Origin of the sequence: Roseibium alexandrii DFL-11 (assembly GCF_000158095.2) — a bacterium.
Classification (GTDB): Bacteria; Pseudomonadota; Alphaproteobacteria; order Rhizobiales; family Stappiaceae; genus Roseibium; species Roseibium alexandrii.
Genome location: NZ_CM011002.1, coordinates 1912902 through 1935536 on the forward strand (window position 1 = coordinate 1912902; position 22635 = coordinate 1935536).

Genomic DNA, 22635 nt, shown 5'->3' on the forward strand with positions numbered 1-22635 from the left:
CGCCAGCTTTTGAATCACCTTGCGGAAACGCTGCCACGGGACCGCGACCGAATTGCGGCAGGAAGATGAACTTCACCGTTATCAAAAGGGAATTCAGCCTGATAGGTGCCCTTTCCAGAGCGGCAAAACCAAAAATCCCGGCTGGAAGCCGGGATCTTGTTTTCTACCCTGCAAGTCCCGGCACACGGCGAGGATTGCGGAGATGCCTTATTTGCCTTCGATCAGCTTGCGGCGCAGCCAGCCGGACGTCTGATCCATGATGATCACCACCACAATCGTTAAAATGATGATGTAGCTGGTGTTCTCCCAGTCACGTGAGGTTTTCATCGTTTCGACCAGCATCAGCCCGATACCTCCAGCGCCAAGAGCACCAATAACTGTCGCGGAGCGCGTGTTTGATTCCAGATAGTAAAGCACCTGAGAAACGAAGACAGGCAGGATCTGCGGGATCACACCAAACCGGTACCGCTGCCACTGGTTGGCACCAGTCGCCCGCACACCTTCCACCTGCTTGTTGTCAATGTTTTCCAACGCTTCGGAAAACAGCTTGCCGAGCGAGCCTGTGTCGGTGAAGGCAATTGCCAGCGCGCCCGTCAATGGTCCGAGGCCAAAGGCGCGGATGAAGATCAGCGACCAGATCAGCATGTCGATACCGCGCAGGAAATCGAACAACCGACGTGTTCCAAACCGAAGGAACATGGATGGCGTGAAGTTCCGCGCCGCGAGAAACGCCAGCGGCAGACCAAACAGCGCCGCAGTTATGGTGCCAAGCACGGCCATCATGATCGTTTCAAACAGAGCGACGAAAATCTCCCCGTGCTGCCAGTCCGGGTTTTCCAGAAACTCATGAACCATGAACCATAGGTTCGAGTAATTCGGGTCCATCCGGTCTGCACTGAGTGCGAGAGCGTAGAGCTGGCTGAAGGACATACCATAGAGTTCGGAATGGAACGGGAACCAGAAGTTCTCCCAGCCGCCGAAGTAATTGTGCACTTCGATCTTTGTACGAGTCACCTGCACCCGGCGGTCGAGTGTCGGCCGAACGTCCAGTTTCTTCGGGTTGGCCTTCACGTAGTCAGGCACATCCCCTTCTGGCAGGATAATATCGACACCGGTATTGGTCGCGATCCCGGTTACAACACCGTAGCCTGGGACAGTGAAGTCCATCCGCTTTCCAATAATCTCGACAAGATAACCATCGCCGAGATCGACTGTAGCGTCGGTATCATCAACCGCGACCCAGTCGGGCATGTTTGTTTCTTCGAAGGTCGCGCGGCGCTCCCCTTCGATGGCCACTTCAAGAATGTCCCGGCGCAAAAGTTTGGTGACATGGATTTTGTGGGCCACAGAATCCGTTGCGAGGATTACCGCCCGCTCTGGCTGCGCCTTGGACAAAAGCTCAGGAACGCCAAAGGCAAACCAAGTGTAGGAAAGATAGGCAAGGACACCAAGCGGGACAGCAATCGTGATCCATGCGCGCTTGCGCACGTTTTGCCAGACATCGTTCGGCGTTACGACCGGTTCGAGCGTATCATTTGACATGGTCCTGGCCTCCTTAGTGCGCGCGGCCGGATCCAACCAGCTTGCCCCGGAGATAGGACGATGACTGGTCGATGATCATAATGGTGAGAAACAGGAGCACGAAGATCGCGGCGGTTTCATCGCCGGCGCCCTGCCCCCAGCCAATTGTCCTACGCAATTCCTGGCCGATGCCGCCCGCGCCAACGAAACCGAGGATAGCCGAAGCCCTCACGTTGATCTCAAGACGCAGCAGGAAATAGCTGAGGTAATTCGGCGCCACCTGGGGCATCACCGCAAAGCGGATCCGTTGCACCCAATTGGCCCCACAGGCACTCAAACCTTCAATAGGCTTGCGGTCGATGTTTTCATTCACTTCGGAAAACAGTTTGCCAAGCGCGCCAGCTGTATGAAACGCCACCGCAATCATGGCCGGAACCGGGCTGGACCCTAAAACGAAGATCAGAAACAACGCGATGATCAATTCCGGAAAGGCCCGCATGATGTCCATCATGCGGCGAACGACCGGTATCAGCGGTCCCCAGCTGTCGACGTTGCGGGTCGAAGCCATTGCGAGAACAACCGCCATAGCTCCGCCAATAAGCGTCGCCACCGCAGCGATATTAAGGGTTTCCAACATCGCCGGGATATATTGAATAATCAGACCGAAAAAAGCCGGCCCGGCCTCCCAGGCTTCGACAACGATCTCGCCTGGATAATCGAAAAACTTGCTCAGGCCCTGCAGAAAACCGCCGGAGTTCATGTCGTTGGATTTCGAGTATCCCGAAACCATAACAGCAACGACCAACAAAAGTCCGATCAGCGAATAGAGCTGACGGCGTTTGCGTAAGGAGAGGATTTCCTCTTCCATTGCAGCGACGGCCATCTTCAATGTCCTTTAAACGTCACGCATAAAAAACGCGGGCCGGAAACCGGCCCACGCTTCGAGAAAGAACTCTTAGTTCTTGTTCTTTGCTTTACGTGCTTCAACGATGTTGACGTAAGCTTCATGAGTGATCGGCATGAAGCCTTTGGTCTCACCAGCAGCAACGCCGTACGCGCACTCAGGATCGAGGGAGTTCAGAGAAGCCATCAGAGCGGTCATTTTGATTTTGACGTCTTCCGGAAGCTTCTTGGAAAGAACGATCGGACCTTCCGGAATCACCGGCGAACGCCAGATTTCACGCAGTTCGGTCATGTCAACCAGGCCAGCATCGGACGCTTTACGCAGAGCGCCGGAGTTGTAGCCGTCTTCCCACTCACCAAGGCCGTCGGCCCAGGTAACGCCAGCGTCGATGTCGCCGTTGGATACGGCAACGATTGTCTGCTCGTGGCCGCCGGTGAATTTTACGTCGCCGAAGTACTCACCCGGCGCCATGGAATAACCTTCCTGCGGGATGGCGATGGACGGGATGAGGTAACCGGAGGTGGAGTTCGGATCACCAAAGCCGAAGACCTTGCCCTTCATGTCTTCCAGGGAGTTGATTTCGTTGTCAACGCGAGCAAACCCGATGGAATAGTAGCCGTAACCGCCGTCAACATTGACTTTTACCAAAACCGGATCAACAGCTTCCGGGTCGGTCAGATAGACTTTGGCGTAAGACGATGCGCCGAGCCAAGCCATGTCGAGGTTGCCGCCGAGCAGGCCTTCGATCACGCCGTTGTAGTCAGCCGGTGCGAACAGCTTGACCGGAACACCGAGAAGATCAGCGGTTTTTTCTTCAAGGCAAGTATATGCACGCAGACGATCGGAAGCGTTTTCGCCGCCGAGAATACCGATGCGGAATTCAGTGATTTCTTCAGCAACGGCAGAAGTTGCGTTCAGAGCGATCATGCTGACTGCAGCCAGCGCAGCAACTTTGGAAACCAGTTTCATTTGGGATACTCCCCGAGTTCGGTAAATGGTGACGTTTAACTTGGAAGCAGGGTCAGACCGCTGCTGCCGCCGGGGCCACCGCACCGGCGGATTCTTGGGTGCCGGACTGCCCGGCATCGATGGCGGTCGATGTGGCCGCCTCGTTGAAACTTTCATCAGCGCCGTAGATTTCGCGCGCCACATTCGTGGTCAGCGCATCCGGCGCGCCATCAAAGACGATGAAACCATCCCGCATTCCGATCACGCGGTCGCAGTAGGTGCGTGCTGTGTCGAGCGTATGCAGGTTACAAATGACAATCTTGTGGTCGCGCACATGGATTTCACGCAGCGCGTCCATCACGATCTTGGCGTTCATCGGGTCAAGAGACGCGATCGGTTCATCCGCCAGTATCATGTGCGGATCTTGCATCAGCGCCCGCGCAATCGCCACGCGCTGCTGCTGGCCGCCGGACAGCTCCTCGGCCCGTTTTGTTGCCTCTTGGGCAATCCCAAGCCGGTCTAGCGCAGCAAGTGCACTGTTCACATCGTCCTGGCCGAAAATGTTAAAGAGGCTCTTCAGTGTGCCATGGCCGTTCAAGCGGCCGAGCATGACGTTGGTCACCACATCCAGGCGCGGCACCAGATTGAACTGCTGGAACACCATCGCGCAGTCACGCTGCCAGCGGCGCATCATGCCGCCTTTGAGGCTCAAAATATCGCGGTTATTAAAGAGGATCTGACCGGAAGTTGCCGGCGTCAACCGGTTGATCATGCGCAGCAAGGTCGATTTGCCTGCACCGGAGCGGCCGATAATGCCAACCATCTGCGGTTTATCAATGTTGAAAGATACCTTGTTCACCGCAGTCCGGGACCCAAAGGTCTTGGTGACGTCCTGAAATTGAATCACGCGGCAGCCCTGTCCGTGTTTGTTCGTATTTGCTGCGCGACAAGAGCCATTCGGGCGTAACAGTGAGATGACAGGAATTTATCAGTCCCTTGAAGAAACGATGACACTTCAATGACAAAGGCCTGCCGGGACATGCCGGTCGCCGGGCCAGGGCTTGTTTTTCCTGCCTCCTCAGAGGGTTCTGCATTGCGCGGCAAATCATGGTTGCAAGAGAAGAACAAAGCCCGAGAAGCGTGTTTCCGCTCTGAAATAATAGCCAGCTGCTGTGAACCAACCGAAACTGAGGAAAAGGGAAAGAGTTCATGGATACGTCATCAAAGCGTCACGCTTCGTGATGCGACCAAGGCTATCCATCTGCGCCTGTCACAAACCAATGGAACCAACCATGTCCGCACCGCACCAAAAACCCGGCCTGACCGAAGCCCCCAATGTCCACCCTGACGCGGTCGTTCAGAACTGTGAGCTCGGTAAGTGGACGGAAGTCGGCGCGCTGACCGAAATGCGCGAAAGCCAGATGGACGATTATTCCTACATTGTTCAGGAAGGGGATGTGGTCTGGTCAACGATTGGCAAGTTCTGCTCGATTGCCCGGCGGGTGCGTCTCAATCCGGGAAATCATGCCACCTGGCGCGCGTCACAACATCACTTTAGCTATCGGGCGGCCGCCTATGGGCTGGGTGATGATGACCAGGAGTTCTTTCAATGGCGCAAGGACGATTGGGTCACAATCGGCCACGATGTCTGGATCGGTCATAATGTGACGGTTCTGGCCGGAGTCACAATCGGGACCGGGGCAATCGTTGCCGCAGGCGCGGTCGTGTCGAAAGACGTTCCGCCCTATACGATTGTCGGCGGTGTTCCGGCGAAACCAATCAAACGCCGGTTTACGGAAACCCAGGAAGAGGCTCTGATGGAGATCGCCTGGTGGGATTGGAGCCACGATCAGTTGAAGGAGCGCTTGACCGATTTTCGCAATTTGCCGATCGACGGATTCATAGAGAAGTATCGCTGACCTATTATTTTGCCGGAAAATCATTTCTAAACTTGCATTTGATTTCCGTAAGGGAACTCAACTCACTACAAGGCCTGCATTTCTGCGGCTATCAGAAGAAATAGATGACTTTCCCCACAAGTCACAATGGTTAACAGGGCCGATTCGACAGCGCTGAAATCCTGTGGTGAACTTCAATCAACAGCACGGCAAAGACCTGTTTCGGACCGCCAACCAAAGCATACGGTTCTTGCCATCGCTGTCTGGGCACAGTCCCAAGGGGCCGCTTGCGGCTCTCGCGGACCGGCTGTGAGGCACCCAGGTTGCGCTTGATGCGGAGCGCTCCGCAGCCAGCGCCCCGGCTCTCCGGTGAGCAGCGGGTTATCTGCAATGTCGGTGCAGGCTTTAAGTCTCTTCGGGGATGAGAAGTCCGCAGACACCAGATGTCTTCGGAGATCTGATGTCGAGTTGAGATCAAGACGGACTATCGATCCCGCTTCGGCAGGTTTCCGGGTCCGATAACCTTGACCTGAACAGGGGGGTGTTGGTGAAAGCCGACACCCTTTCTGTTATTCCGCATAGAATCCCACAGAAACGCTTGATCTCCGGCGAACCGTGGCCAAACCTAACCGTGCCACAGCCGGGAGCAGCAAGTGACATATCTTCTCAATCGCCTGACACTCTACGCTCGTGATGTGGAAGCCGTTGCCGAATTTTATTGTCGGCACTTCGGCTACACAGCGAGGCCTGCAGATGGCGGTTTGATTGAGCTGCATAGCCTTGACGAAGGATGCCAACTCCTTCTGCATCCATTGGCAAAAGGCCGGAAAGCCGGACAAACCCTCGTTAAACTGGTTTTTCAGGTCGAAGATGTTGTTTCTGAGAAATCGGTCCTTGCCAAAAAAGGACTGGAATTCGGCCCGATACACCAGGGCAACGGATATCAATTTGCCAATACCAAGGATCCGGCTGGCAACGCAGTATCCATCTCAAACAGGGTTTTTAGGGGTTCCTGACGCGATTTCAGAAGCTGCCGAACAGTCCGGCATTTGGTATGGTAGTGCTATGTTTGATCCTGGCACCGCGCTTTCAAGAAACCTCGGCCCGTCCCTTCGCCGCTGGCGGGTGCTCAATCGCGTCAAACAGCAGGCACTGGCCGATGAGCTCGGGGTGTCCCAATCCAAAGTCTCGCGCTGGGAAAGCGGTGCTTCAGAGCCTGACGGACTTGACCGCTCCAAAGTGGAACGGCTGTTGCTCGCGCGACCCAACAGTGCAGCAGACCGGGCCTTGGTGGAGCTTGTCAGCGGTAACAGCGCGCCGGTTCATCTGGTGTGCGATCTCAGCCACAAGCTGCTTGCCGTCTCCCCTGCCCGGGCGCAGGACTGGCATGCGGGCGTGAAAGAGCTAATGGATCGCCCGCTTTGGCCTTATGCGTCGGAAGGGATCCAGACAGCCGAACAGAGCCTTGGCGTAAAGGGCTGGTTCGAACCTCACACACCAGACGTCGTGTTTTCAACGGAGCGCGCTGATTTTCCGGAGATGACGATCCCGGAAAGCCGGATCCGGATCACGCGGCTCGCCCTGTCCGACGGGCGCTTTGCCCGGCTTGTGCGGGACGACACTGCCCGGCTTGCATAAAATATTCAGCGTGTCGTCAAGCGTTGTTGGCCGGGGTAAACTTCCGCCCATGAACAGCAAATCCAACGGCAACCACGCCCCCTTTATTGACCATGGCCGGCTGACCGGTCTTCTTGCCTTTTTTCAGGCAGCCGAACAGCTCAAGGACACTTTGCGATCCGGCACCAGCCGGAGCGGTCGAGCGGAGAGTACTGCGGAGCACAGCTGGCGGCTGTGTTTGATGGTTCTGCTCTTTGAGAAAGACATCGTTGGTGTCGATATCAAAAAGCTGCTCAAGTTGTGTGTTCTTCATGACCTTGGCGAAGCAATCTCTGGTGATGTTCCAGCCCCGCACCAATCGGACGGCGACAACCGGCAGGAGCGCGAAAGACGGGACTTTCAAGCGCTGTGTGCCGACCTGCCCGATGACGTGGCCAGTGATTTCATGGTGCTTTGGGACGAATACGCCGATGCCGTGACACCAGAAGCGCAACTTGCCAAAGCCTTCGATAAGCTGGAAACCATGCTGCAGCACCAGCTCATGCCGGCTGCCGATGCCGATTTCCATGCCTTCAATTTGAGTTATGGACGAGACCGGACTGAGGTCTTTCCCCTCACACGCCAGATTCGCGAACGGGTCGACGCTCGAACAAAAGAGCTCATAAAAGACCGTAAAAGCGCCCAAAATGCTTAGGCGGCGTAGGTATCAGATCCTTATCTCTTGTCCAGTCATGGCAGATATGCATCGATTGCGGTCAAATATTGACGACCAGCCCGGTTGTGTCTGCAGTCACACCGCCGGATTTTGCCTTCACGGATTCTGACTTTGCCGCAACAGTACTGTTTTCGGTTGAGATTGTCTTGGATGCTGCCTTTAGCTCCGTCATCTCCACGGACATCTGTTTGATCTGGGCGGCCATGGTTTCATTGCTGACCAGAAGGGTCTTGAGTTTGACAGCCAGTTCTTTCAGGTCCACCTCTTTGCCGGTGACTTCTGCAGCTATACCAACCACGTCGACTGTCATTGCCGCCATACCAACGGCAACCGTGGCGTTGATCTCCGTCGTCGCGCCCATACCGATGCTCAATTCACCGCCGCCGAAAATGGCAAGCGATCCGCCGAACGTCATGTCGATGCTGTTGCCTTCGGTAAAGCTCTTGGTATTGCCGGAATTGTACTCGTAGGTGTCGCCGGCAATGGTTTTGGTTTCTTCCTTGGCATTGGTCTGGATAACCCCGGTTCCGTCACCCGCTGACAACGTGATGTCCTTGCCCGCTCCGCTGGAGATGGAAACGACTTCTGCGGACGAAGACATTTCCAGTTTTCCGGAGCTCGTTACTGATGCTGCCCCGTCGACATTCACCGTGTAGTCACCGTTGACTTGCTGGCTGAAATCAGCGGTTTCCAGATACATTTTCTCCTCAGCCTTGACGAGGATCCGGCCATCACAGGCCAGCAGGATCCCGTCTCCGCCTCCGGATGCATTCTTGTAGACATTGGCAGTGCTGCCCTCATCGATGATATGCTGGTGCGGGTACCAATCTGCCAGCTCGTCAGCTCTAAATGCCTGCTCCTCGATGTCCGCATACTCACCAAGTCGGAAGACGGCTCCGAGGCGGTGTTCATCCTCCTCTGAGCTCGTAGACGGCACATAAAAGTAGCAACTGCGGCTTGAATCCATGCGCGCGGCAGCGTTGCTCGCAGCGCTTGCTGCTATGTTGTCCAGGTTCGCTGTGTCCGGGTCGTAAAACCCGTTCCAGTCAGCCAGCGCCATTGAACGTCTCCACGTCTTTTTTTGTTTCTCTCGGCCACAACAAACGCGGCCGCCTTACAGCAGCCGCGCATTTTTATGTCTGGTAGTTTAACGGGCGCATTTTAAAGCCGGATTAGCAGCTTCACTCGAGTTGTCGTCAGATTGTTAGGCAGCGTTAACCAATCCGATGCCGATAGCATCAAACCCGCACATAAGCACAAACCCGGACTGCCTTGAACGTGGGGCTCGCGATCGTCAAATAAACTTGCAGATGCTTACAAACCACTCGGGAGGTCAGGAATGTACGAGATTTTGCCACGCAGCGACGGAGCCGTGCTCGGTGTGAAGGTTTCCGGCACGCTGACGATAGAGGAAGAAAAAGAGCTGATTGCCAAGGCGGATGAATTGGTCTCAACCTATGGCAAGGTGAGTTTTGTGGTGGTTCTTGGCGAACATGTCGGTGTCTCACTGAAAGCAGTGGCGTCCGACATCAAATGGATCATAACCCATATGGACAAGATCGCGCGGGTTGCCGTTGTGACAGACAGCAAATTTGTCTCGGCGCTCGTGGATATAGACGCCGCCTTCGCAAACCTGGCCGGCATTAAGGAACAACACTTTTCAACTGCCGAACTCGACGCCGCCTGGGATTGGATCGAGGAAACGATGCCTACGCCGTGAGCAGCTCTTCGTCGCTCAAAAAGGCGCATTGCTCGACCTTGCCGCCGGAGACCGTGATCATGTGCCCGTGCGGCACTTCCATCCAGCAGTTTCGCGCCTCGTCTAGTGGCTCGGAGACCACCATGACGCCGTCGTTGAACTCGCGGTAATAGAGGGTCGGCGGATAGCTGTCTGATGCGTACCGCGCTGCATAGAGTGTCTCGCCATCCGACCAGGCAGAGGCAAAACGCATGTGCGGCGTGCAGCCGGAATATTTTGACAGCGCTTCAGCCTCATGAACCGCGCGGGCCATCGCCGCGCGTGGATGGTGTTTGAGCCCATAGGCGAGCGCAATCAAAAAGAGGCTCTCGCTGTCGGTGCCGCCCATCCGGTCGCGGTAAAGATCGTCCGGGATCATGTTGTCGAGCCGCCGGCGGACCTTGTCATACCCGCCGATCTGACCGTTGTGCATGAACGTCCAGCGGTCGAAGGTAAACGGGTGGCAATTGTCCCGTGTCGTTGCCGTGCCGGTCGACGCGCGGACATGGGCCAGGAAGTGCCCCGACTGGATGTGCTTTGCGATCTGCAACAGATTCGGATCCGACCAGGCCGGGCGCACATCCTTGTAAAGACAGGCCGTTCCCTTGTCACCATACCAGGCAACGCCAAACCCGTCCGCATTCACCGCCGTTTTGCAGGACGTTGCATTGCGGCTCTGATCAATCAGCGAATGATGCGGATCGCAGATGACTTCTTCCAGGTATTTCGGAGCCCCGCTCCAGGCAGCCCATCGGCACATGTTCGCTCTTAATCCTTATGCAGCTTTTTGCGCGGCCTTGAACCTTGCGGTCGTTTCATCGCACGCATAGCTGTCGGCGACCGGGTACGGCTTACGCGCCAGCTGGTCGACGGCCTGGATGATCTGATCGGCTTTCACGTCATCCAGAAGAACGGAAAAATTGAGCCGGGTCCAGCCGGGTTTCTTCAGTTCTTCACCGGAAAGAATGCCATCGCGCAGGGCGTCGGATTCCGCCCGGTCGATGCCGAGCAGCCGATGGGCGTACGGCCCGGCGCAGGCGCAGCCACCGCGCGCCTGAACCCCGTAAACATCCGACAGCATCCGTGTGACCAGCTGTTGGTGGATGTACCCGCCGCGCTCCAGGTCCTTCACCCGGACAGAGAAGATCGGCATGGTGAGGCTTGCCTCCAGATTGCCGAGGATCTCGATTGCCGGATTTTTCTGCCAGGCTGCCAGGGCCCGGGCGCGCCAGGCTTCGTTACGGGCATCCATTTCTGCCTGACCGATGGCTTCCTTCACCAGGAACGCCAGCGCTGCGCGGATATCACCGATGACATTCGGCGTTCCGGCTTCCTCACGGGCGGTGATGTTTTCGGAGTAGTCATGCCCCCACGGAGAGACGAAACGCACCGTTCCGCCGCCTGGAAACACCGGTGTCTTAATGCAGACCGCCTGTTTGCGCACGATCATGACACCGGATGCGGCCGGACCACCAATAAACTTGTGCGGGGAGACAACAACCGCGTCTTTTTCTGCGTCCGTGCCCGGCTTCATGTCGATCGGCAGGTAAGGCCCAGATCCGGCACAGTCCCAGACACTCAATGCACCATGGCGTTTCAGGATCCGCGTAACGGCAACATCATCGGTCACAATACCGGTGACATTCGACATCAGCGAAAACGCGCCGACGGTCAAACGTCCAGATGCTTTGTCGGTGAGAACCGCGTCCAGTTCCAAAAGGTCCGGACCGCCATCGGCCGCTTCGCCGATCTCGATGACCTCGGCGCCGCATTCCCGCCACGGCAGAATGTCGGAGTGGTGCTCGTAAGGGCCGAGAATCACCAACGGGTTTTGGCCGCGTTCCGCGGCTCCGGAGACTCCCAGCAGGTGAACCAGACGGTTGAGACCTGCCGTTGCACCTGACCCGCAAAAGACCGTGGCGTAGCTGTCATAGGCCCGGCAGATGCGGGCAATCTCGGACCGCGCGGCCTCGCGCATCCGGGTCATGGCCATCCCGCAGTAAGAAGCTTCGGTGTGGCTGTTGGCATAGACCGGAAGCACCTCTTCCATGACGAAGTCCTCGACCTGCCGAAGGGCCCGGCCGGAGGCGACATAATCGGCATAGATCATCTTTTTCGGGCCAAACGGTCCCTCAATCACCATGCCGTCTCCGATCAGGCCAGCGCGCAGCCGATCGATCAGGTCCGGGTCTTTCAAAGCGCGTTTGAATGCATCGAGCGCAGTTCGGGAAGAAGCGTGGTGTTGAGATTGGGTCATGCTCTGCTCCAAATGTCTTTGAACGGATCATACGACCAAGCATATTCAGAAATCCGCACCTATTTTGATTGCTGATCTCTCTAATTTGTGTCATTTGATCTTTAATGGTGAAAAAATTCGATCAAATTGACCGCGCGCTTCTGAGAGCCCTGCAACGGGATGCCCGCTTGTCGCAGCGGGAGCTCGCCGAGGAAGTGGGATTGTCACAAAACGCCTGCTGGCGGCGGCTGAAAATCCTTTATGAGAGCGGATTGATCGAAGGGCACACGATTCGCCTCGATCCGGCGCAGCTCGGCCTGAACCTCACGGTCTTCGTCATGATCCGCACCCGCCACCACTCCAAGGAGTGGCTGGAAACCTTCCGCAGTGAGGTTACGCGGATCCCCAACGTGATCGACTTCTACCGGCTCGCCGGGGACTACGACTACATGTTGAAAGTCGTCGCCGAAGACATGAACGCCTTCGATCAGGTCTACCAGCGGCTGATCGACAAGGTCGATCTCGACACGGTCACCTCCTACATGACCATGGAAGCCATCGCCAACGCCCGCGATCTGCCGATTTGACAGACGGCAACGCTTAGATTTATTTTGATTATTTTTCAATAACTTGAAGAGAATTTCCTTACTCCTCCTGTTACCCTACTACGGACAGAAGGAACCAACTTCGCAGCATCTCTCCTTTTTGTTGTATTTTTTCATTAGACAATCTTAAATTTATTCTTATTATATTACGTTACGTAAATTACTTTTTTCCACCTTCACATCTCCAGTCGAAGGAAATAAATAATGACCGTCTTCTCTTCTTTTGAAGTTCTTGCCGAGACACTTGTTCCCTCTGGAATACTCCCTTCCACAGCAAAAAATCCATTTCTGTTACAGGGTTACTTTGTACAAATTTCATTATCGCCATCAGCGAATGTATCTGCTGTGAATTTCAATCTGATTTTTGAGGAAACGACTGATTTTACGCAAGGTGCCGGGCAAAGCAGTCTGCAGGCGCAATTTATTGACGCCAACGGCAACGTGAACATTTACTCCCAGTTTTTCGCGTCAACAGGGCGCGGCTTTCTCAACCAGAAAATCGGCCGTGGGCAGACGCTCATATATGGGGTGCAGGTCATTCCAAGCCTCGATGAAAAGGCAGTGCCGATCCCCCAGGGTGGAACCGGCTGGCGCGGTACGGTACAGATTGTCTCCAGCGCGACAGGCGCCCTCATCGCAACACCGACACAGCGTCTGGTCTACTATGATGGCACCAACCCGCTCAGCGATTCCGTTCTGGATGCCGTCGTGTATGCCCTGCCAACCTTCAATGGCGGGACCCAGATCTAGTCATGCCAAACCAAAAATTTACTGCTTTCTGGCTTGGCTATGTCCCCTCAGGCCCGGGCGCTGGTCCGGTTCTGGAAGACACCCCAAGCTATATCGATACGGTGATCCTGGCGTTCGCGAACCTTTACCCGTCAAACACCACTTGCACCGGTTTTCTTCAAAAATCCAACAGCCAGGACGCGATCCGCTCGGGGATCGCCGGCATCCGCAAAGATAATCCCGATACAAAAATCCTGCTGTCCTTGATCGGAACACCAAACCCATCTGTTGGCTGGAACACCGGGATAACCAATCCGGATCAATTTGGTTCCTGGTGCGCAAACCTTGCCGATGAATGGGACCTGGATGGGTTCGACGTCGATAATGAGGATCTGGATTCGTTTCCAGGCCAGCCGTTCGTGGATGCTGTAATCGGCATGCGCAAGGCGATGCCGGACAAGATCATCACGCTCGACAGCTACATTTTCGATCGCGACAAGACGGTTATCCACGACCTTGCGAAATACGTCGATTACATAAACACAATCGCATATTTCCTCGACTTCGATGATATGACCCAGCTCGTTGAGCAATATGCAACCGTCATCGCTCCGGAAAAAATTTCTATTGGGGTCAAGTCTGACAAGGTGGGACCGATCTCCCAAGGAACGTCCTTGAGCGAAACCAAACAGCTGACGACTTGGAACCCCTCCATGGGTCCAAAATACGGGATGACGCTCTGGAATCTCAGCTCCGACATAAAACAAATTACCGGTGAGCCAGACGGAGCATGGGCCAAGGTCATCCATGACAACCTGCCATGATAGCCAAGGCAGTCTCTACATCCGATGCAATCTTGATGACGTTGGCAGGCATTGCCTACGGTGCGCCAAAAGACATTGGCCGGTATATTGAGGAAGCTGAGCCAACAGCCTCTGATTGGCAGCTGGACTGGCTGCCTTCGGTTACAGATACGCCACCCAATTTTGCATTTGCCGCGCACAACACGTCGGATGGCACGCGGGTCGTCTCGATCCGAGGCACTTATCCAAATCCTCTGTCATCGGCTTATTGGGAAGACGGACGGCAGGACAGCCCTTTCGGCACCATGGTCTCTTGGCCCGGAAACCCAGAGGCGAAAATCTCCGCTGGAACCGCCACCGGTTTTGAAAACCTAAAAATGCTCGCCAATGGCAATGGCATAACCCTTCAGGCCTATCTAGCGACCGTACCAGACGAGAGCCCGGTCTTTGTTACGGGGCACAGCCTTGGCGGCACTCTTGCTCCAGTATTGGCCTTGTGGTTCACAGACCTTTTTCCCGGCAAATCGATATCCGTTGCAACCTATGCCGGTCTCACACCCGGCAACAGCAGCTTTGCCGAGCTTTTTGGCCCCGGCACGGCACTGTCCGGACGTGTCCGCCGGGTCTACAACAAGTTGGACACAGTCCCTTACGGGTGGGACAACGTCTATGCCACTCATGAATTCTATCAGCCAGAGCCTCAAGGCGGCGCCGTCGTCTCAGCACTCCTGCTTGCCACCGTCGCCCGGTTAAAACTCGGTGGTTATGACTATACGGCCATTGGCGATCCGATTCCCTTGGACGGTGAAGTTCAACCGCCATCCGTCTCGTGTGATCTGGTGGCGTATGTTCTGGAGAACCTGCACCAGCACATGCCGGATACTTACCTTTCCCTGCTTGGCGCGCCACCGTTGCCGTTTTCGATCCTTTTAGGAACGGTTGTTTCACCACGCAAAGCTGCGGATCCGGCCAATACCCAAAAGGCGCTCGGCTTGAGCCCGATATTCGTGGACAAAGCTTAGTCCGTGGGGATGAATTGGAGACATATTTCATGAGGCAAGTACCGGCGCTCTGACGCCTGCAGTCCCTTGAGCTTATGCCCTGTTTTCAAAGATTTGCAACGACCTTGCCGGGCAACTTCATCCTGTCCCAAAGGGACGCAAGAATGGCTTCGATCTGCTGCACCGAACCGTTCAAATAGGCAGCCAGTCCGCTTTTTGCGCTTTTCCTCGCAACTCAACGCCGTGTGTTGCGCCGCATTGTCCAGATCAGTGGGTCCTGCCCACCCGCCGTGAAGATTTCTTCTGCATAAATCTGTACCCACCGGTGTTTTTATCACCGATCGGGTCTCACGTTGCAGAACCGGAGACCGTTCACCTCCGGCGGCCGCCGCCTCCGCGGGCGGCGCGGCCACCGCCGCCCCTTTGCGGGCGGGCCTGTTGCGGCCGGGACCGCTGCACGTTGCGCTGGCGGTTGACCTGACGGTTGCCTGCCTGGCGCGCTGCACGGTCCCGATTAAGATGTGCCGGTGCTTGCGGCCGCTGTGCTGGCCGGGTCGCTGGGCGTTGGGCCGGGCGCGTTTCCGGCCGGTTGGCTGGACGCTGGACATTCGGCCTCTGATTGCTTGGTCTTTGTCCGGCATTCGGCCGCTGACCTGCGTTCGGACGTTGGCCCGCGTTCGGCCTTTGCCCGGCATTGGGTCGTTGTCCGGCGTTTGGCCGGTTCTGGATCCGGTCGCCAGCCGGCCGGTTGGCGAGCGCGGCTCCGGCACCAGCTCCAATCGCAGCCCCTGCCCCGAGATCGCGCGCCCGGTTTTGAAGAGCGTCGCGCGAAGGCGCATCGACCCCGTTCCAGCGACCGCCTTCAAACTTCTGCCAGTTCTGTCCATCGCGGCGATAAACACTGCCATCGCGGCCAGCAAAGACATCCCCTCCCCGCCGGTTCAGCGTTGCCGCACGGCCCGGGCCGCCCTGTTGTTGCCACCGGTTTGCCGCCGATGCCCTGACCTCACGGGTGCGCGACCACTGCGGGCCGGACACGACCGCCCCGCCCCAGGAGCCATAGATGCCGCGGGCACCGCCCGCAACGACGCGATTGCCCGTGCGGGGATTATACGCAGAGATGAAACCGGCACTGCCCCGCGGGCCGCTGATCGCTCCGCCGCGGATATATCCACCCGTGCGCGGATTGTAGATGCCGCCACCTGCAATGCCCCGGCGCGGACCATAGGCATAGCCGTACCGGCCATAAGTGCCGCGAAGCGGATTGTAGTAAGCACCGATTCCGTATGTCACCGGCCGCGGGAAATAGATCGGCCGGATGCCCGGGCGGTACCACGGGCGGTAATACCAGCCTGTGCCGTAGACAAAGACGCCCCATGCCAGAAACCCGGTCACATACCCCATAGTGTAACCGTACCAGACGGCATTGGGCTCGGTTTCATAAACACGGACATAAGTGACGTTGTAGACCGGCGAAGACGGCGGAATGGTGTAGATCTCGTCCGGAACGGCTTGCACCACGACAAACGGTCCTTGCGGGCTGTCACCGACAAACCAGACACCGTCCTGAAGCACGTAGTATTTTGCGCCGACCTGAATGACCTGATCGTTGGTGTTCACCGCATAGGACATCGATGTGCCCTCGATCTGCGTGAACTCCGGATCACCTGCATAGGCGACATCCGCGCTGACCGACCCGAGCTCAACACGCGCCGTCGTTGGAATGCTGGCCTTCAGGCGGGCCTGGGACGCTTCAGACGTGCCCGGAATGGACGACCGGACCGAATAGTAAGGCGCATCTTCCGGGATGTTCAGGAAATCCGACGGCATGTCAGGCGTGGTGAACGCCCACGGACCGTCGAGAGACACCGACTTGAACCACCGTCCCGACAGGAGGATGTACCAGGTCGATGTGGTTTTCAGGAAAAAGACATCGTGGTCGGTGTTGGAGGCCCACTCCAGATCCCCACCGGGCACCGGCTCCAGTTTCGGATCGCCCTCGAAAACGATCATTTCAGCCGGTTTATCGGAATAGATGACCTTGGGCGCTTTGTTGTCCGGAAACGATTGCGGCGGGATTGCCTCGCGGGTCTCTTTCCAGTTGTCGTCGTCCGGCAAATTGGTGATCGGGTCCGGCAGGTCCATCACCGCTTCCCAGTTGCCAGTCAATTCTGATGCTTTGAGCCAGGATTTTTCATCCCTGAGATAATAGTCCGAGCCTTCATCCGGCTTCAGGATGTCCCAGTTGGTGTTGACCACGAAGCTCAAGCCCTGATCGCCCTTGACCGGTGCAAAGATGGGCTCGCCTTCCGTTTGCACCAAGATTGCCGGCTCATAGGAGATGAACAGCGGCGGTGCCTCGGCGTTTAGTCCGTCGACATCCTCCATCCGCTTGTATTCGGCCAAATTCGCGGTAATGCGGTCTTCCTTAACCGTCACCACGCCCGTTGGCAGAATCTTGCCCACCTGCAGAGACAGATCCGACAGGGCCGTCCGGTCGAGCGCGGAAAAATCGAGGCGGGTCACTTGAATGTCCGAGACATCAATCAAGCCGGCTTGCGGGTCCGGAGCGGTTTTTCCGCTGACGCCGATCACGCCGAACACCGGGGCTGCATCCTTGTCCTTGATGTATTCAGCCGCAATCAGGGCATCGAGGGCCTTGAAGTCCGTCCATTCGGTGACCTGAGGCTGATAGAGAACAAGTGTCGCGCCTGCATCCGTATCGTAGGTGCGCGGCCAGCCGGTCGTATCCTCAGCTTCGGTCAGTTGCAGGTAATTGCCACTGACGAAACCATTCTGACCGTTGTAGGTCACCGAGCACCAAGCGCCGGTGTCGTCGCAATCCTGAAGTTCGACGGGAGTGCCGTTCGGCACAGTGCCGAGCGAGCCAAACCCGGTCCCCGGCCCCTGACGGAAATTCACATTGGCCGTGGTGACAGCCGGCGCTGCCAGAGCACCATTCAAAAGAACGGTCTGCAGCACCAGGGCAGATGACAGGGCGACGGAAATAACTTTACGCACAGCAAAACCTCCAAAAATATCGGACGGCCCGGCTTCTTCCGGCGGGTTCTCAATACCTTAGCCTGACGTTATGGCATTTTCACAGCAGGGTCAGCCGTGATCTTTGAAATTCTTCATTAAAAAAACTCCGGCGCGCTTTTTTTTCAGTGCGCCAATTCTAGGCCGTGTGGATGAATTGGAAGTGGCCGCCCCGGCCTTGAGCCGGAGCCTAATATCATAAGGTCCCGGCTCAAGGCCGGGACAGCACAGACGTTATCTCAGGCGGAATGAGGTCCTTCGCGTGGGAAGACCATGACATTCAACCCACCGGCTTCAGCACGCCATGGAAGACACAGCCCTGCCGACGACCGCAACGGCTTGACCGGTGCGCGCGGACTGCTGAGCGGCAAGCCCCATCTCAACCGCTCTCCGGCCGTCTTCCAAAGAGACTTCCACGTCGGTCTTTTCGCCGCGGACCACAGCGACAAAATGCTGGTGCTGATAGAAGGTCGAGCCGTTGTGGTCGCCGGCATCCAGGATGGTCGGATCTACCGGAATGTCGATTTGGCGCGGGCCTTTTGGATTGCGCGGCGACACAATCAGTTGGGGAACTGGCGGCTCACCCAGGTCTCTTGGCCAAAACCGGCCCGGCCCGGGGACCAAGGCTTCGATCTTGCCAGCAGGCCCGACCGCGGACACTTCCTCCTGATATCGGGAGCCTTCTGCGAACATGCACAACTCCAGCATTGCGCGGGCGCCATTTTCGAAATCAACGATCACATACCCGTTGTCGAGGATATCCGGCGTTTCGCCGTTATAGAGCTCCTCTTTGTGGTTGGCGTCCTGCCCCGCTGAAGCCATCACACGGACCGGCTCGCTCTTGATGATCAGCCGCATCAGATCGAAAAAGTGACAGCATTTTTCGACAAACGTCCCGCCGGAATAACGGTTGAACCGGTTCCAGGATCCGACCTTGTCCAGGAACGGAAAGCGGTGCTCGCGGATGGTCAGCATCTTGATGCCGCCCGTTGCCTGTTCCGCCTGTTCGATCAGCGCTGCAATCGGCGGCATGTACCGGTATTCCATCGCGACCCAGACCGGGGCCGGATATGATGCCTTGAAGGCCTCGAGCGCTGCAATATCCTTCGGGTCGGTGAACAGCGGCTTTTCAACCAGCAGCGGCAGCGGCCGCTTCTGACGGATTTCCTCCATCTGCGGCACATGGCAGTGGTTGGGACTGGCGATCAGAATGCAATCCAACTCTGCGACGCTCAAAACAGCATCGACGGAATCGACGAGCCTGGCATGCGGCGCAAACTGGGCAGCTTGCTCGGCCATCCCCGCATCCGGTTCGAAAATAACCACCACTTCGGTGTCCGGCAGCAGCGCGATGTTGCGCAAGTGCTCCTGACCCATCATGCCACAGCCGATGACACCGTATTTTACCTTTGCAGGCATTTGGCTCTCCTTAAGTCGGCGGATCGTTTCGTGCCCGCCTATTTCAGTCTTTGAACGTAATGCGCTCTGTCGGTATCGAACCAGGTGCGCGAATACTCGACCGGCTCGGGCTTGTCAGCCCAGCTGAACCGTTCGATGTATCCTGTGAGAGTGCCGGGTGCCTTGGTAAAAACCTCTGGCGCCCAGTCCGGCACGGCCTTGATCGTCACCCTGTCTTCAGCGCGAATGATCCAAAAGCCAAGTTGCTTTTGATAGAAACGGTAAAGCGAATCTGAAAGCTGGTCCTTGCGGACATAACCGCAATCCCCATCCAGCCAGATTTCCTCCACCGCGATGATTGTTTCGTTGAGGTAGCGCAGACGGCGGATGCGCGTACCCTCGCCGCTGGTGCCGAACGCAGGCAGACCTTCCGGCTTGGAAACGCGTTCAACCTCAAGAATGTCGGCTTTTGGCAGTCCACCACCGGATAGGAGCTCCAGACGGAACATGGCGTAAACGCTTTCGTTGGTTCCGCCCTGACGTATGTAGTTTCCCGAGCCCTGGATCCGCTCCAGTAGGCCTTTTTCCGTAAGATCAGCCAACGCTTTTCGCAGTGTGCCGATGGAGATCCCAAGCTCTTCCGCCATGTCCCGCTCCGGCGGCAAGCGCTCTCCGTCAAGAAGGCGGCCAGCCGCGATATCCCGAATGAGAAGCTCACTTATCTGGACATAAAGAGGCAGGGCATTTGAGGTCTGCGAGGCGGTTGGCATTGCGGTGCGGCGATCTGTCTTTCAAAAATTGATACACTATTGATTTACATCAAGGCGGGTGATAAGCAAGGAAAAAGTGAAGGGCCAAATGAAGGCCTTCGAAAACAAACGAAATGCCTAAAAAATATTGGGGAGGAGAGCCTTAAATGACCGTTGTTCCCGTAACTTCGCCGGACCTAGATGCAGCTGAAGTGTCCTGGTTTGCGGCGCTGTGCTCGGACGACTATCAGTTCCTCGGCGTGCCGGAAGGCCACTTGCGGTCCTCATGGGAGCACTGCTCTTCCATCGTCAAAACAGCCGAGGCCCAGGGCTTCCGGAACATTCTTTGCCCGTCCTCCTACCAGGTCGGACAGGACACCTTGAGTTTCGTCGCCGGCTGCGCGCCGATTACCGACAAGATCAACCTGCTGGCGGCTGTCCGCTGTGGTGAAATGCAGCCGATCATGCTGGCACGGACCATCGCGACGCTGGACCACATGCTGGAAGGCCGGCTGACGGTCAACATCATCTCCTCCAACTTCCCGGGCGAAGAAGCCGACAGCGGCTACCGTTATCAGCGCTCCCGCGAAGTGGTTGAAATCCTCAAGCAGGCGTGGACGCAGGACGAGATCAACTACGAAGGTCAGATCTACAATTTTAAAGGTCTGACCACGGATCCGGCCCGGCCTTACCAGACAGGCGGCCCCCTGCTTTATTTTGGCGGTTATTCGCCCGACGCTTTGGATCTCTGCGGCCAGCACTGCGACGTCTACTTGATGTGGCCGGAAAAGATCGAAGAGCTGGAAGGCCGCATGAAAGCTGTTCATGCCGTCGCCGAGAAATACGATCGCACCCTCGACTATGGCCTTCGGGTTCACATGATCGTCCGCGATACAGAAAAGGAAGCGCAGGAATACGCCGACTACATCGTTTCCAAGCTGGATGATGATCAGGGCACTGCTATCCGCGAACGCGCCCTCGACGCGAAATCCCTGGGCGTCAGCCACCAATCCAAAAACCGCGAGATCGCGGACCAATTTGGCTACATCGAACCAAACCTTTGGACCGGGGTCGGCCGGGCCCGTTCCGGTTGCGGCGCGGCGCTCGTCGGTTCCACCGACCAGGTGATGTCCAAGATCGAGGCCTATCAGAAAATGGGCATCCGGGCGTTTATCTTTTCCGGCTACCCGCATGAAGAAGAAGCCAAGCACTTCGGCGCCCGTGTCATGCCAAATCTGAAGACCTGCTCGCTTCCCGAAGCTTACGGCCGCGTTCCGGCCGAAACCCCTGCAACACCGCTCGGCAATGGAGTCCGCCGCTAATGGATCGCGTCAAACTTAACGACACGCTTGAATTTTCCCGCCTCATCTACGGCATGTGGCGGCTTGGCGACGATGCGGACACTTCTCCGGCTCATGTAGAACGGAAGATCCAGTCTTGCCTAGATCAGGGCATCACGACCTTCGATCAGGCGGATATCTACGGCGACTACGGTGCCGAAGCCGTGCTTGGCGGCGCGATGAAAGCCAATCCGTCTCTGCGGAACAAGATGGAGATCATCACCAAGTGTGACATCGTCGCTCCGTGTGGCCGGTATGCCGACGCCAAGGTGAAGTACTACGACACGTCGCGGGCTCACATTGATAAATCGGTCGAGATTTCTCTCACCGAAATGGCCATTGAGACGGTCGATCTTCTCCTGATCCACCGCCCGGATCCGTTCATGGATCATCATGAAACGGGTGCCGCGCTGGATGATCTGGTGAAGTCCGGCAAGGTGAAAAACATCGGCGTTTCGAACTTCCGTCCTTGGGACTGGGAACTCCTTCAATCCGCCATGACCAACACGCTAGTGACAAACCAGATCGAGATCTCCTTGAAGGAAATCTCGCCATTTACAAATGGCGATCTGGCCTTCCATCAGCGGCTCGGCACAAAACTGATGGCCTGGTCCCCGCTTGGTGGCGGATCTCTGATTTCGGAAGGCGGCAAGCTCGGGTCAGTGATGGACGAGATCGCACATTCCTTCGGTGTTGACCGCTCTGCAGTTGCTGTTGCGTTCCTTTTGGCGCATCCGGCACACCTCATGCCGGTCATGGGCACCAACAATCTGGAGCGTATCGGGAAAATCTCGGACGCGCTCAAAGTCAAACTTGACCGCGAAACCTGGTACCGCCTTTACGAGGCTGCCCTTGGAAACGAGGTTCCCTGATGACCATGCAAACTGCAGATCACACCGTAACGTTCGCGCCGCATTCGGAAAACTCCCGGCTGTTGCGGGATGCCTTTGGCCGATTTGCGACCGGCGTCACGGTTGTGACCACCCATTCTGAAGACGGCCCGGTCGGGATCACCGCCAACAGCTTTTCTTCCGTCTCCACGGACCCGCCGCTGGTCCTCTGGATGCCGGACAAGGGCTCGCGCCGGTTCCGCTACTTCGAGCAAGCCGAACGCTATGCAATCCATGTTCTGAGCCACGAGCAGGCAGAGATCTGCAATGGGTTCGTCAAGAACGCACATGCTTTTGATCAGCTGACATACCAGCTTTGCCAGAACAACGTACCGCTGATCGAGAACTGCCTGGCGCGTTTCGAATGTAAGCGGTTTGCGGCGTATGAGGGCGGCGATCATTTGATTGTTCTGGGCGAAGTGATGCAGGCTGAAATGCGCACCGGGGATGCGCTGACATTTTTTTCCGGCAAACTCGGACAAATCGCGCCAAAGTAAAAGCGAT

At 56.7% G+C, this 22635-nt stretch carries 22 protein-coding genes; 12 read left to right on the forward strand and 10 right to left on the reverse strand.

Translation table 11 applies throughout. From position 1 onward, the window contains the following. Positions 1-207: 207 nt before the first annotated feature. The 4 genes from phnE (SADFL11_RS08800) to phnC all read right to left on the reverse strand — a co-directional run bounded on the left by phnE (SADFL11_RS08800) (position 208) and on the right by phnC (position 4280). Positions 208-1542: a phosphonate ABC transporter, permease protein PhnE gene (gene phnE / locus SADFL11_RS08800; RefSeq protein WP_008192847.1), complete on the reverse strand. Its 1335-nt coding sequence runs from the start codon at positions 1540-1542 to the stop codon at positions 208-210. Between the two features lie 13 nt (positions 1543-1555). Continuing rightward, positions 1556-2404 (reverse strand): phosphonate ABC transporter, permease protein PhnE, encoded by an 849-nt coding sequence (gene phnE / locus SADFL11_RS08805; protein WP_040451792.1) that lies wholly within the window; start codon positions 2402-2404, stop codon positions 1556-1558. Between the two features lie 72 nt (positions 2405-2476). Then, complete coding sequence (phnD, locus tag SADFL11_RS08810; RefSeq protein ID WP_008192947.1) at positions 2477-3394, reverse strand: phosphonate ABC transporter substrate-binding protein; 918 nt, start codon at positions 3392-3394, stop codon at positions 2477-2479. Positions 3395-3446: 52 nt separating this feature from the next. After that, a complete protein-coding gene (gene phnC / locus SADFL11_RS08815; RefSeq protein ID WP_008194278.1) occupies positions 3447-4280 on the reverse strand; it encodes a phosphonate ABC transporter ATP-binding protein in 834 nt (277 codons plus the stop codon). A 385-nt stretch (positions 4281-4665) separates the two neighbouring features. On the opposite strand from phnC, the gene SADFL11_RS08820 reads away from it, so the two are divergent. From SADFL11_RS08820 to SADFL11_RS08835, 4 genes are all read left to right on the forward strand, one after another. Further along, a complete protein-coding gene (locus SADFL11_RS08820; RefSeq protein ID WP_040453247.1) occupies positions 4666-5292 on the forward strand; it encodes a DapH/DapD/GlmU-related protein in 627 nt (208 codons plus the stop codon). 632 nt (positions 5293-5924) lie between these two features. Next, the gene (locus tag SADFL11_RS08825) at positions 5925-6287 is read left to right on the forward strand and encodes a VOC family protein (protein ID WP_040451791.1); all 363 of its coding nucleotides are present in this window, start codon (positions 5925-5927) and stop codon (positions 6285-6287) included. Between the two features lie 49 nt (positions 6288-6336). After that, entirely contained in the window at positions 6337-6909 is a 573-nt protein-coding gene (locus tag SADFL11_RS08830; protein ID WP_008193276.1) for a helix-turn-helix domain-containing protein, read from the forward strand. A 49-nt stretch (positions 6910-6958) separates the two neighbouring features. After that, positions 6959-7582 (forward strand): HD domain-containing protein, encoded by a 624-nt coding sequence (locus SADFL11_RS08835; RefSeq protein WP_008190392.1) that lies wholly within the window; start codon positions 6959-6961, stop codon positions 7580-7582. 61 nt (positions 7583-7643) lie between these two features. On the opposite strand, the gene SADFL11_RS08840 is transcribed toward SADFL11_RS08835, so the two are convergent. Next, complete coding sequence (locus SADFL11_RS08840; protein WP_008192313.1) at positions 7644-8663, reverse strand: hypothetical protein; 1020 nt, start codon at positions 8661-8663, stop codon at positions 7644-7646. Positions 8664-8942: 279 nt separating this feature from the next. Here SADFL11_RS08840 and SADFL11_RS08845 point away from each other — a divergent pair, with 279 nt between their 5' ends. After that, positions 8943-9323 (forward strand): SpoIIAA family protein, encoded by a 381-nt coding sequence (locus SADFL11_RS08845; protein WP_008188877.1) that lies wholly within the window; start codon positions 8943-8945, stop codon positions 9321-9323. Here the strand turns inward: SADFL11_RS08845 and SADFL11_RS08850 are convergent. After that, positions 9313-10101, reverse strand: coding sequence for a class II glutamine amidotransferase (locus SADFL11_RS08850; RefSeq protein ID WP_008195799.1), 789 nt, complete (start codon positions 10099-10101; stop codon positions 9313-9315). The two genes, SADFL11_RS08845 and SADFL11_RS08850, sit on opposite strands and share 11 nt — an antisense overlap. Before the next feature lie 15 nt (positions 10102-10116). Beyond that, a complete protein-coding gene (locus tag SADFL11_RS08855; protein WP_008191462.1) occupies positions 10117-11598 on the reverse strand; it encodes an aminotransferase class V-fold PLP-dependent enzyme in 1482 nt (493 codons plus the stop codon). Between the two features lie 104 nt (positions 11599-11702). Here SADFL11_RS08855 and SADFL11_RS08860 point away from each other — a divergent pair, with 104 nt between their 5' ends. The 4 genes from SADFL11_RS08860 (at position 11703) to SADFL11_RS08875 (ending at position 14736) form a co-directional block, all read left to right on the forward strand. Continuing rightward, complete coding sequence (locus SADFL11_RS08860; RefSeq protein WP_008189243.1) at positions 11703-12164, forward strand: Lrp/AsnC family transcriptional regulator; 462 nt, start codon at positions 11703-11705, stop codon at positions 12162-12164. Positions 12165-12386: 222 nt separating this feature from the next. After that, positions 12387-12932 (forward strand): hypothetical protein, encoded by a 546-nt coding sequence (locus tag SADFL11_RS08865; RefSeq protein WP_134852962.1) that lies wholly within the window; start codon positions 12387-12389, stop codon positions 12930-12932. A gap of 2 nt (positions 12933-12934) precedes the next feature. Beyond that, complete coding sequence (locus tag SADFL11_RS08870; RefSeq protein WP_040451790.1) at positions 12935-13735, forward strand: glycosyl hydrolase family 18 protein; 801 nt, start codon at positions 12935-12937, stop codon at positions 13733-13735. After that, on the forward strand, positions 13732-14736 hold the full coding sequence (locus SADFL11_RS08875; RefSeq protein ID WP_008193268.1) for a lipase family protein: 1005 nt from the start codon (positions 13732-13734) through the stop codon (positions 14734-14736). The genes SADFL11_RS08870 and SADFL11_RS08875 overlap by 4 nt, the downstream gene beginning before the upstream one ends. A gap of 351 nt (positions 14737-15087) precedes the next feature. On the opposite strand, the gene SADFL11_RS08880 is transcribed toward SADFL11_RS08875, so the two are convergent. The 3 genes from SADFL11_RS08880 to SADFL11_RS08890 all read right to left on the reverse strand — a co-directional run bounded on the left by SADFL11_RS08880 (position 15088) and on the right by SADFL11_RS08890 (position 19922). After that, positions 15088-17736: an SH3 domain-containing protein gene (locus SADFL11_RS08880; protein WP_040451788.1), complete on the reverse strand. Its 2649-nt coding sequence runs from the start codon at positions 17734-17736 to the stop codon at positions 15088-15090. Between the two features lie 312 nt (positions 17737-18048). Continuing rightward, positions 18049-19173: a Gfo/Idh/MocA family protein gene (locus SADFL11_RS08885; protein WP_008195953.1), complete on the reverse strand. Its 1125-nt coding sequence runs from the start codon at positions 19171-19173 to the stop codon at positions 18049-18051. A 38-nt stretch (positions 19174-19211) separates the two neighbouring features. After that, positions 19212-19922: a GntR family transcriptional regulator gene (locus SADFL11_RS08890; protein ID WP_008196299.1), complete on the reverse strand. Its 711-nt coding sequence runs from the start codon at positions 19920-19922 to the stop codon at positions 19212-19214. Between the two features lie 146 nt (positions 19923-20068). Here SADFL11_RS08890 and SADFL11_RS08895 point away from each other — a divergent pair, with 146 nt between their 5' ends. The 3 genes from SADFL11_RS08895 to SADFL11_RS08905 are packed head-to-tail and all read left to right on the forward strand — an operon-like array spanning position 20069 to position 22628. Beyond that, positions 20069-21223 carry an LLM class flavin-dependent oxidoreductase gene (locus SADFL11_RS08895; RefSeq protein WP_008194466.1) on the forward strand — a complete coding sequence of 385 codons (1155 nt, stop codon included), beginning with the start codon at positions 20069-20071 and terminating at the stop codon, positions 21221-21223. Then, positions 21223-22113 (forward strand): aldo/keto reductase, encoded by an 891-nt coding sequence (locus SADFL11_RS08900; RefSeq protein ID WP_008196161.1) that lies wholly within the window; start codon positions 21223-21225, stop codon positions 22111-22113. Before SADFL11_RS08895 ends, SADFL11_RS08900 begins: the two co-directional genes overlap by 1 nt. Beyond that, entirely contained in the window at positions 22113-22628 is a 516-nt protein-coding gene (locus SADFL11_RS08905) for a flavin reductase family protein (RefSeq protein ID WP_008195861.1), read from the forward strand. The genes SADFL11_RS08900 and SADFL11_RS08905 overlap by 1 nt, the downstream gene beginning before the upstream one ends. Positions 22629-22635: the final 7 nt, after the last annotated feature.

What these genes read in the sequence shown, in the direction of transcription:
- SADFL11_RS08865 (WP_134852962.1), top strand. Translation starts at nt 12,387, where the DNA reads ATGACCGTCTTCTCTTCTTTTGAAGTTCTTGCCGAGACACTTGTTCCC.
- SADFL11_RS08870 (WP_040451790.1), top strand. Translation starts at nt 12,935, where the DNA reads ATGCCAAACCAAAAATTTACTGCTTTCTGGCTTGGCTATGTCCCCTCA.
- phnD (WP_008192947.1), bottom strand. Translation starts at nt 3,394, where the DNA reads ATGAAACTGGTTTCCAAAGTTGCTGCGCTGGCTGCAGTCAGCATGATC.
- SADFL11_RS08855 (WP_008191462.1), bottom strand. Translation starts at nt 11,598, where the DNA reads ATGACCCAATCTCAACACCACGCTTCTTCCCGAACTGCGCTCGATGCA.
- SADFL11_RS08840 (WP_008192313.1), bottom strand. Translation starts at nt 8,663, where the DNA reads ATGGCGCTGGCTGACTGGAACGGGTTTTACGACCCGGACACAGCGAAC.
- phnE (WP_040451792.1), bottom strand. Translation starts at nt 2,404, where the DNA reads ATGGCCGTCGCTGCAATGGAAGAGGAAATCCTCTCCTTACGCAAACGC.
- SADFL11_RS08900 (WP_008196161.1), top strand. Translation starts at nt 21,223, where the DNA reads ATGGATCGCGTCAAACTTAACGACACGCTTGAATTTTCCCGCCTCATC.
- SADFL11_RS08895 (WP_008194466.1), top strand. Translation starts at nt 20,069, where the DNA reads ATGACCGTTGTTCCCGTAACTTCGCCGGACCTAGATGCAGCTGAAGTG.
- SADFL11_RS08905 (WP_008195861.1), top strand. Translation starts at nt 22,113, where the DNA reads ATGACCATGCAAACTGCAGATCACACCGTAACGTTCGCGCCGCATTCG.
- SADFL11_RS08845 (WP_008188877.1), top strand. Translation starts at nt 8,943, where the DNA reads ATGTACGAGATTTTGCCACGCAGCGACGGAGCCGTGCTCGGTGTGAAG.
- SADFL11_RS08850 (WP_008195799.1), bottom strand. Translation starts at nt 10,101, where the DNA reads ATGTGCCGATGGGCTGCCTGGAGCGGGGCTCCGAAATACCTGGAAGAA.
- SADFL11_RS08890 (WP_008196299.1), bottom strand. Translation starts at nt 19,922, where the DNA reads ATGCCAACCGCCTCGCAGACCTCAAATGCCCTGCCTCTTTATGTCCAG.
- SADFL11_RS08860 (WP_008189243.1), top strand. Translation starts at nt 11,703, where the DNA reads ATGGTGAAAAAATTCGATCAAATTGACCGCGCGCTTCTGAGAGCCCTG.
- SADFL11_RS08885 (WP_008195953.1), bottom strand. Translation starts at nt 19,173, where the DNA reads ATGCCTGCAAAGGTAAAATACGGTGTCATCGGCTGTGGCATGATGGGT.
- SADFL11_RS08875 (WP_008193268.1), top strand. Translation starts at nt 13,732, where the DNA reads ATGATAGCCAAGGCAGTCTCTACATCCGATGCAATCTTGATGACGTTG.
- phnE (WP_008192847.1), bottom strand. Translation starts at nt 1,542, where the DNA reads ATGTCAAATGATACGCTCGAACCGGTCGTAACGCCGAACGATGTCTGG.
- SADFL11_RS08830 (WP_008193276.1), top strand. Translation starts at nt 6,337, where the DNA reads ATGTTTGATCCTGGCACCGCGCTTTCAAGAAACCTCGGCCCGTCCCTT.
- SADFL11_RS08835 (WP_008190392.1), top strand. Translation starts at nt 6,959, where the DNA reads ATGAACAGCAAATCCAACGGCAACCACGCCCCCTTTATTGACCATGGC.
- SADFL11_RS08820 (WP_040453247.1), top strand. Translation starts at nt 4,666, where the DNA reads ATGTCCGCACCGCACCAAAAACCCGGCCTGACCGAAGCCCCCAATGTC.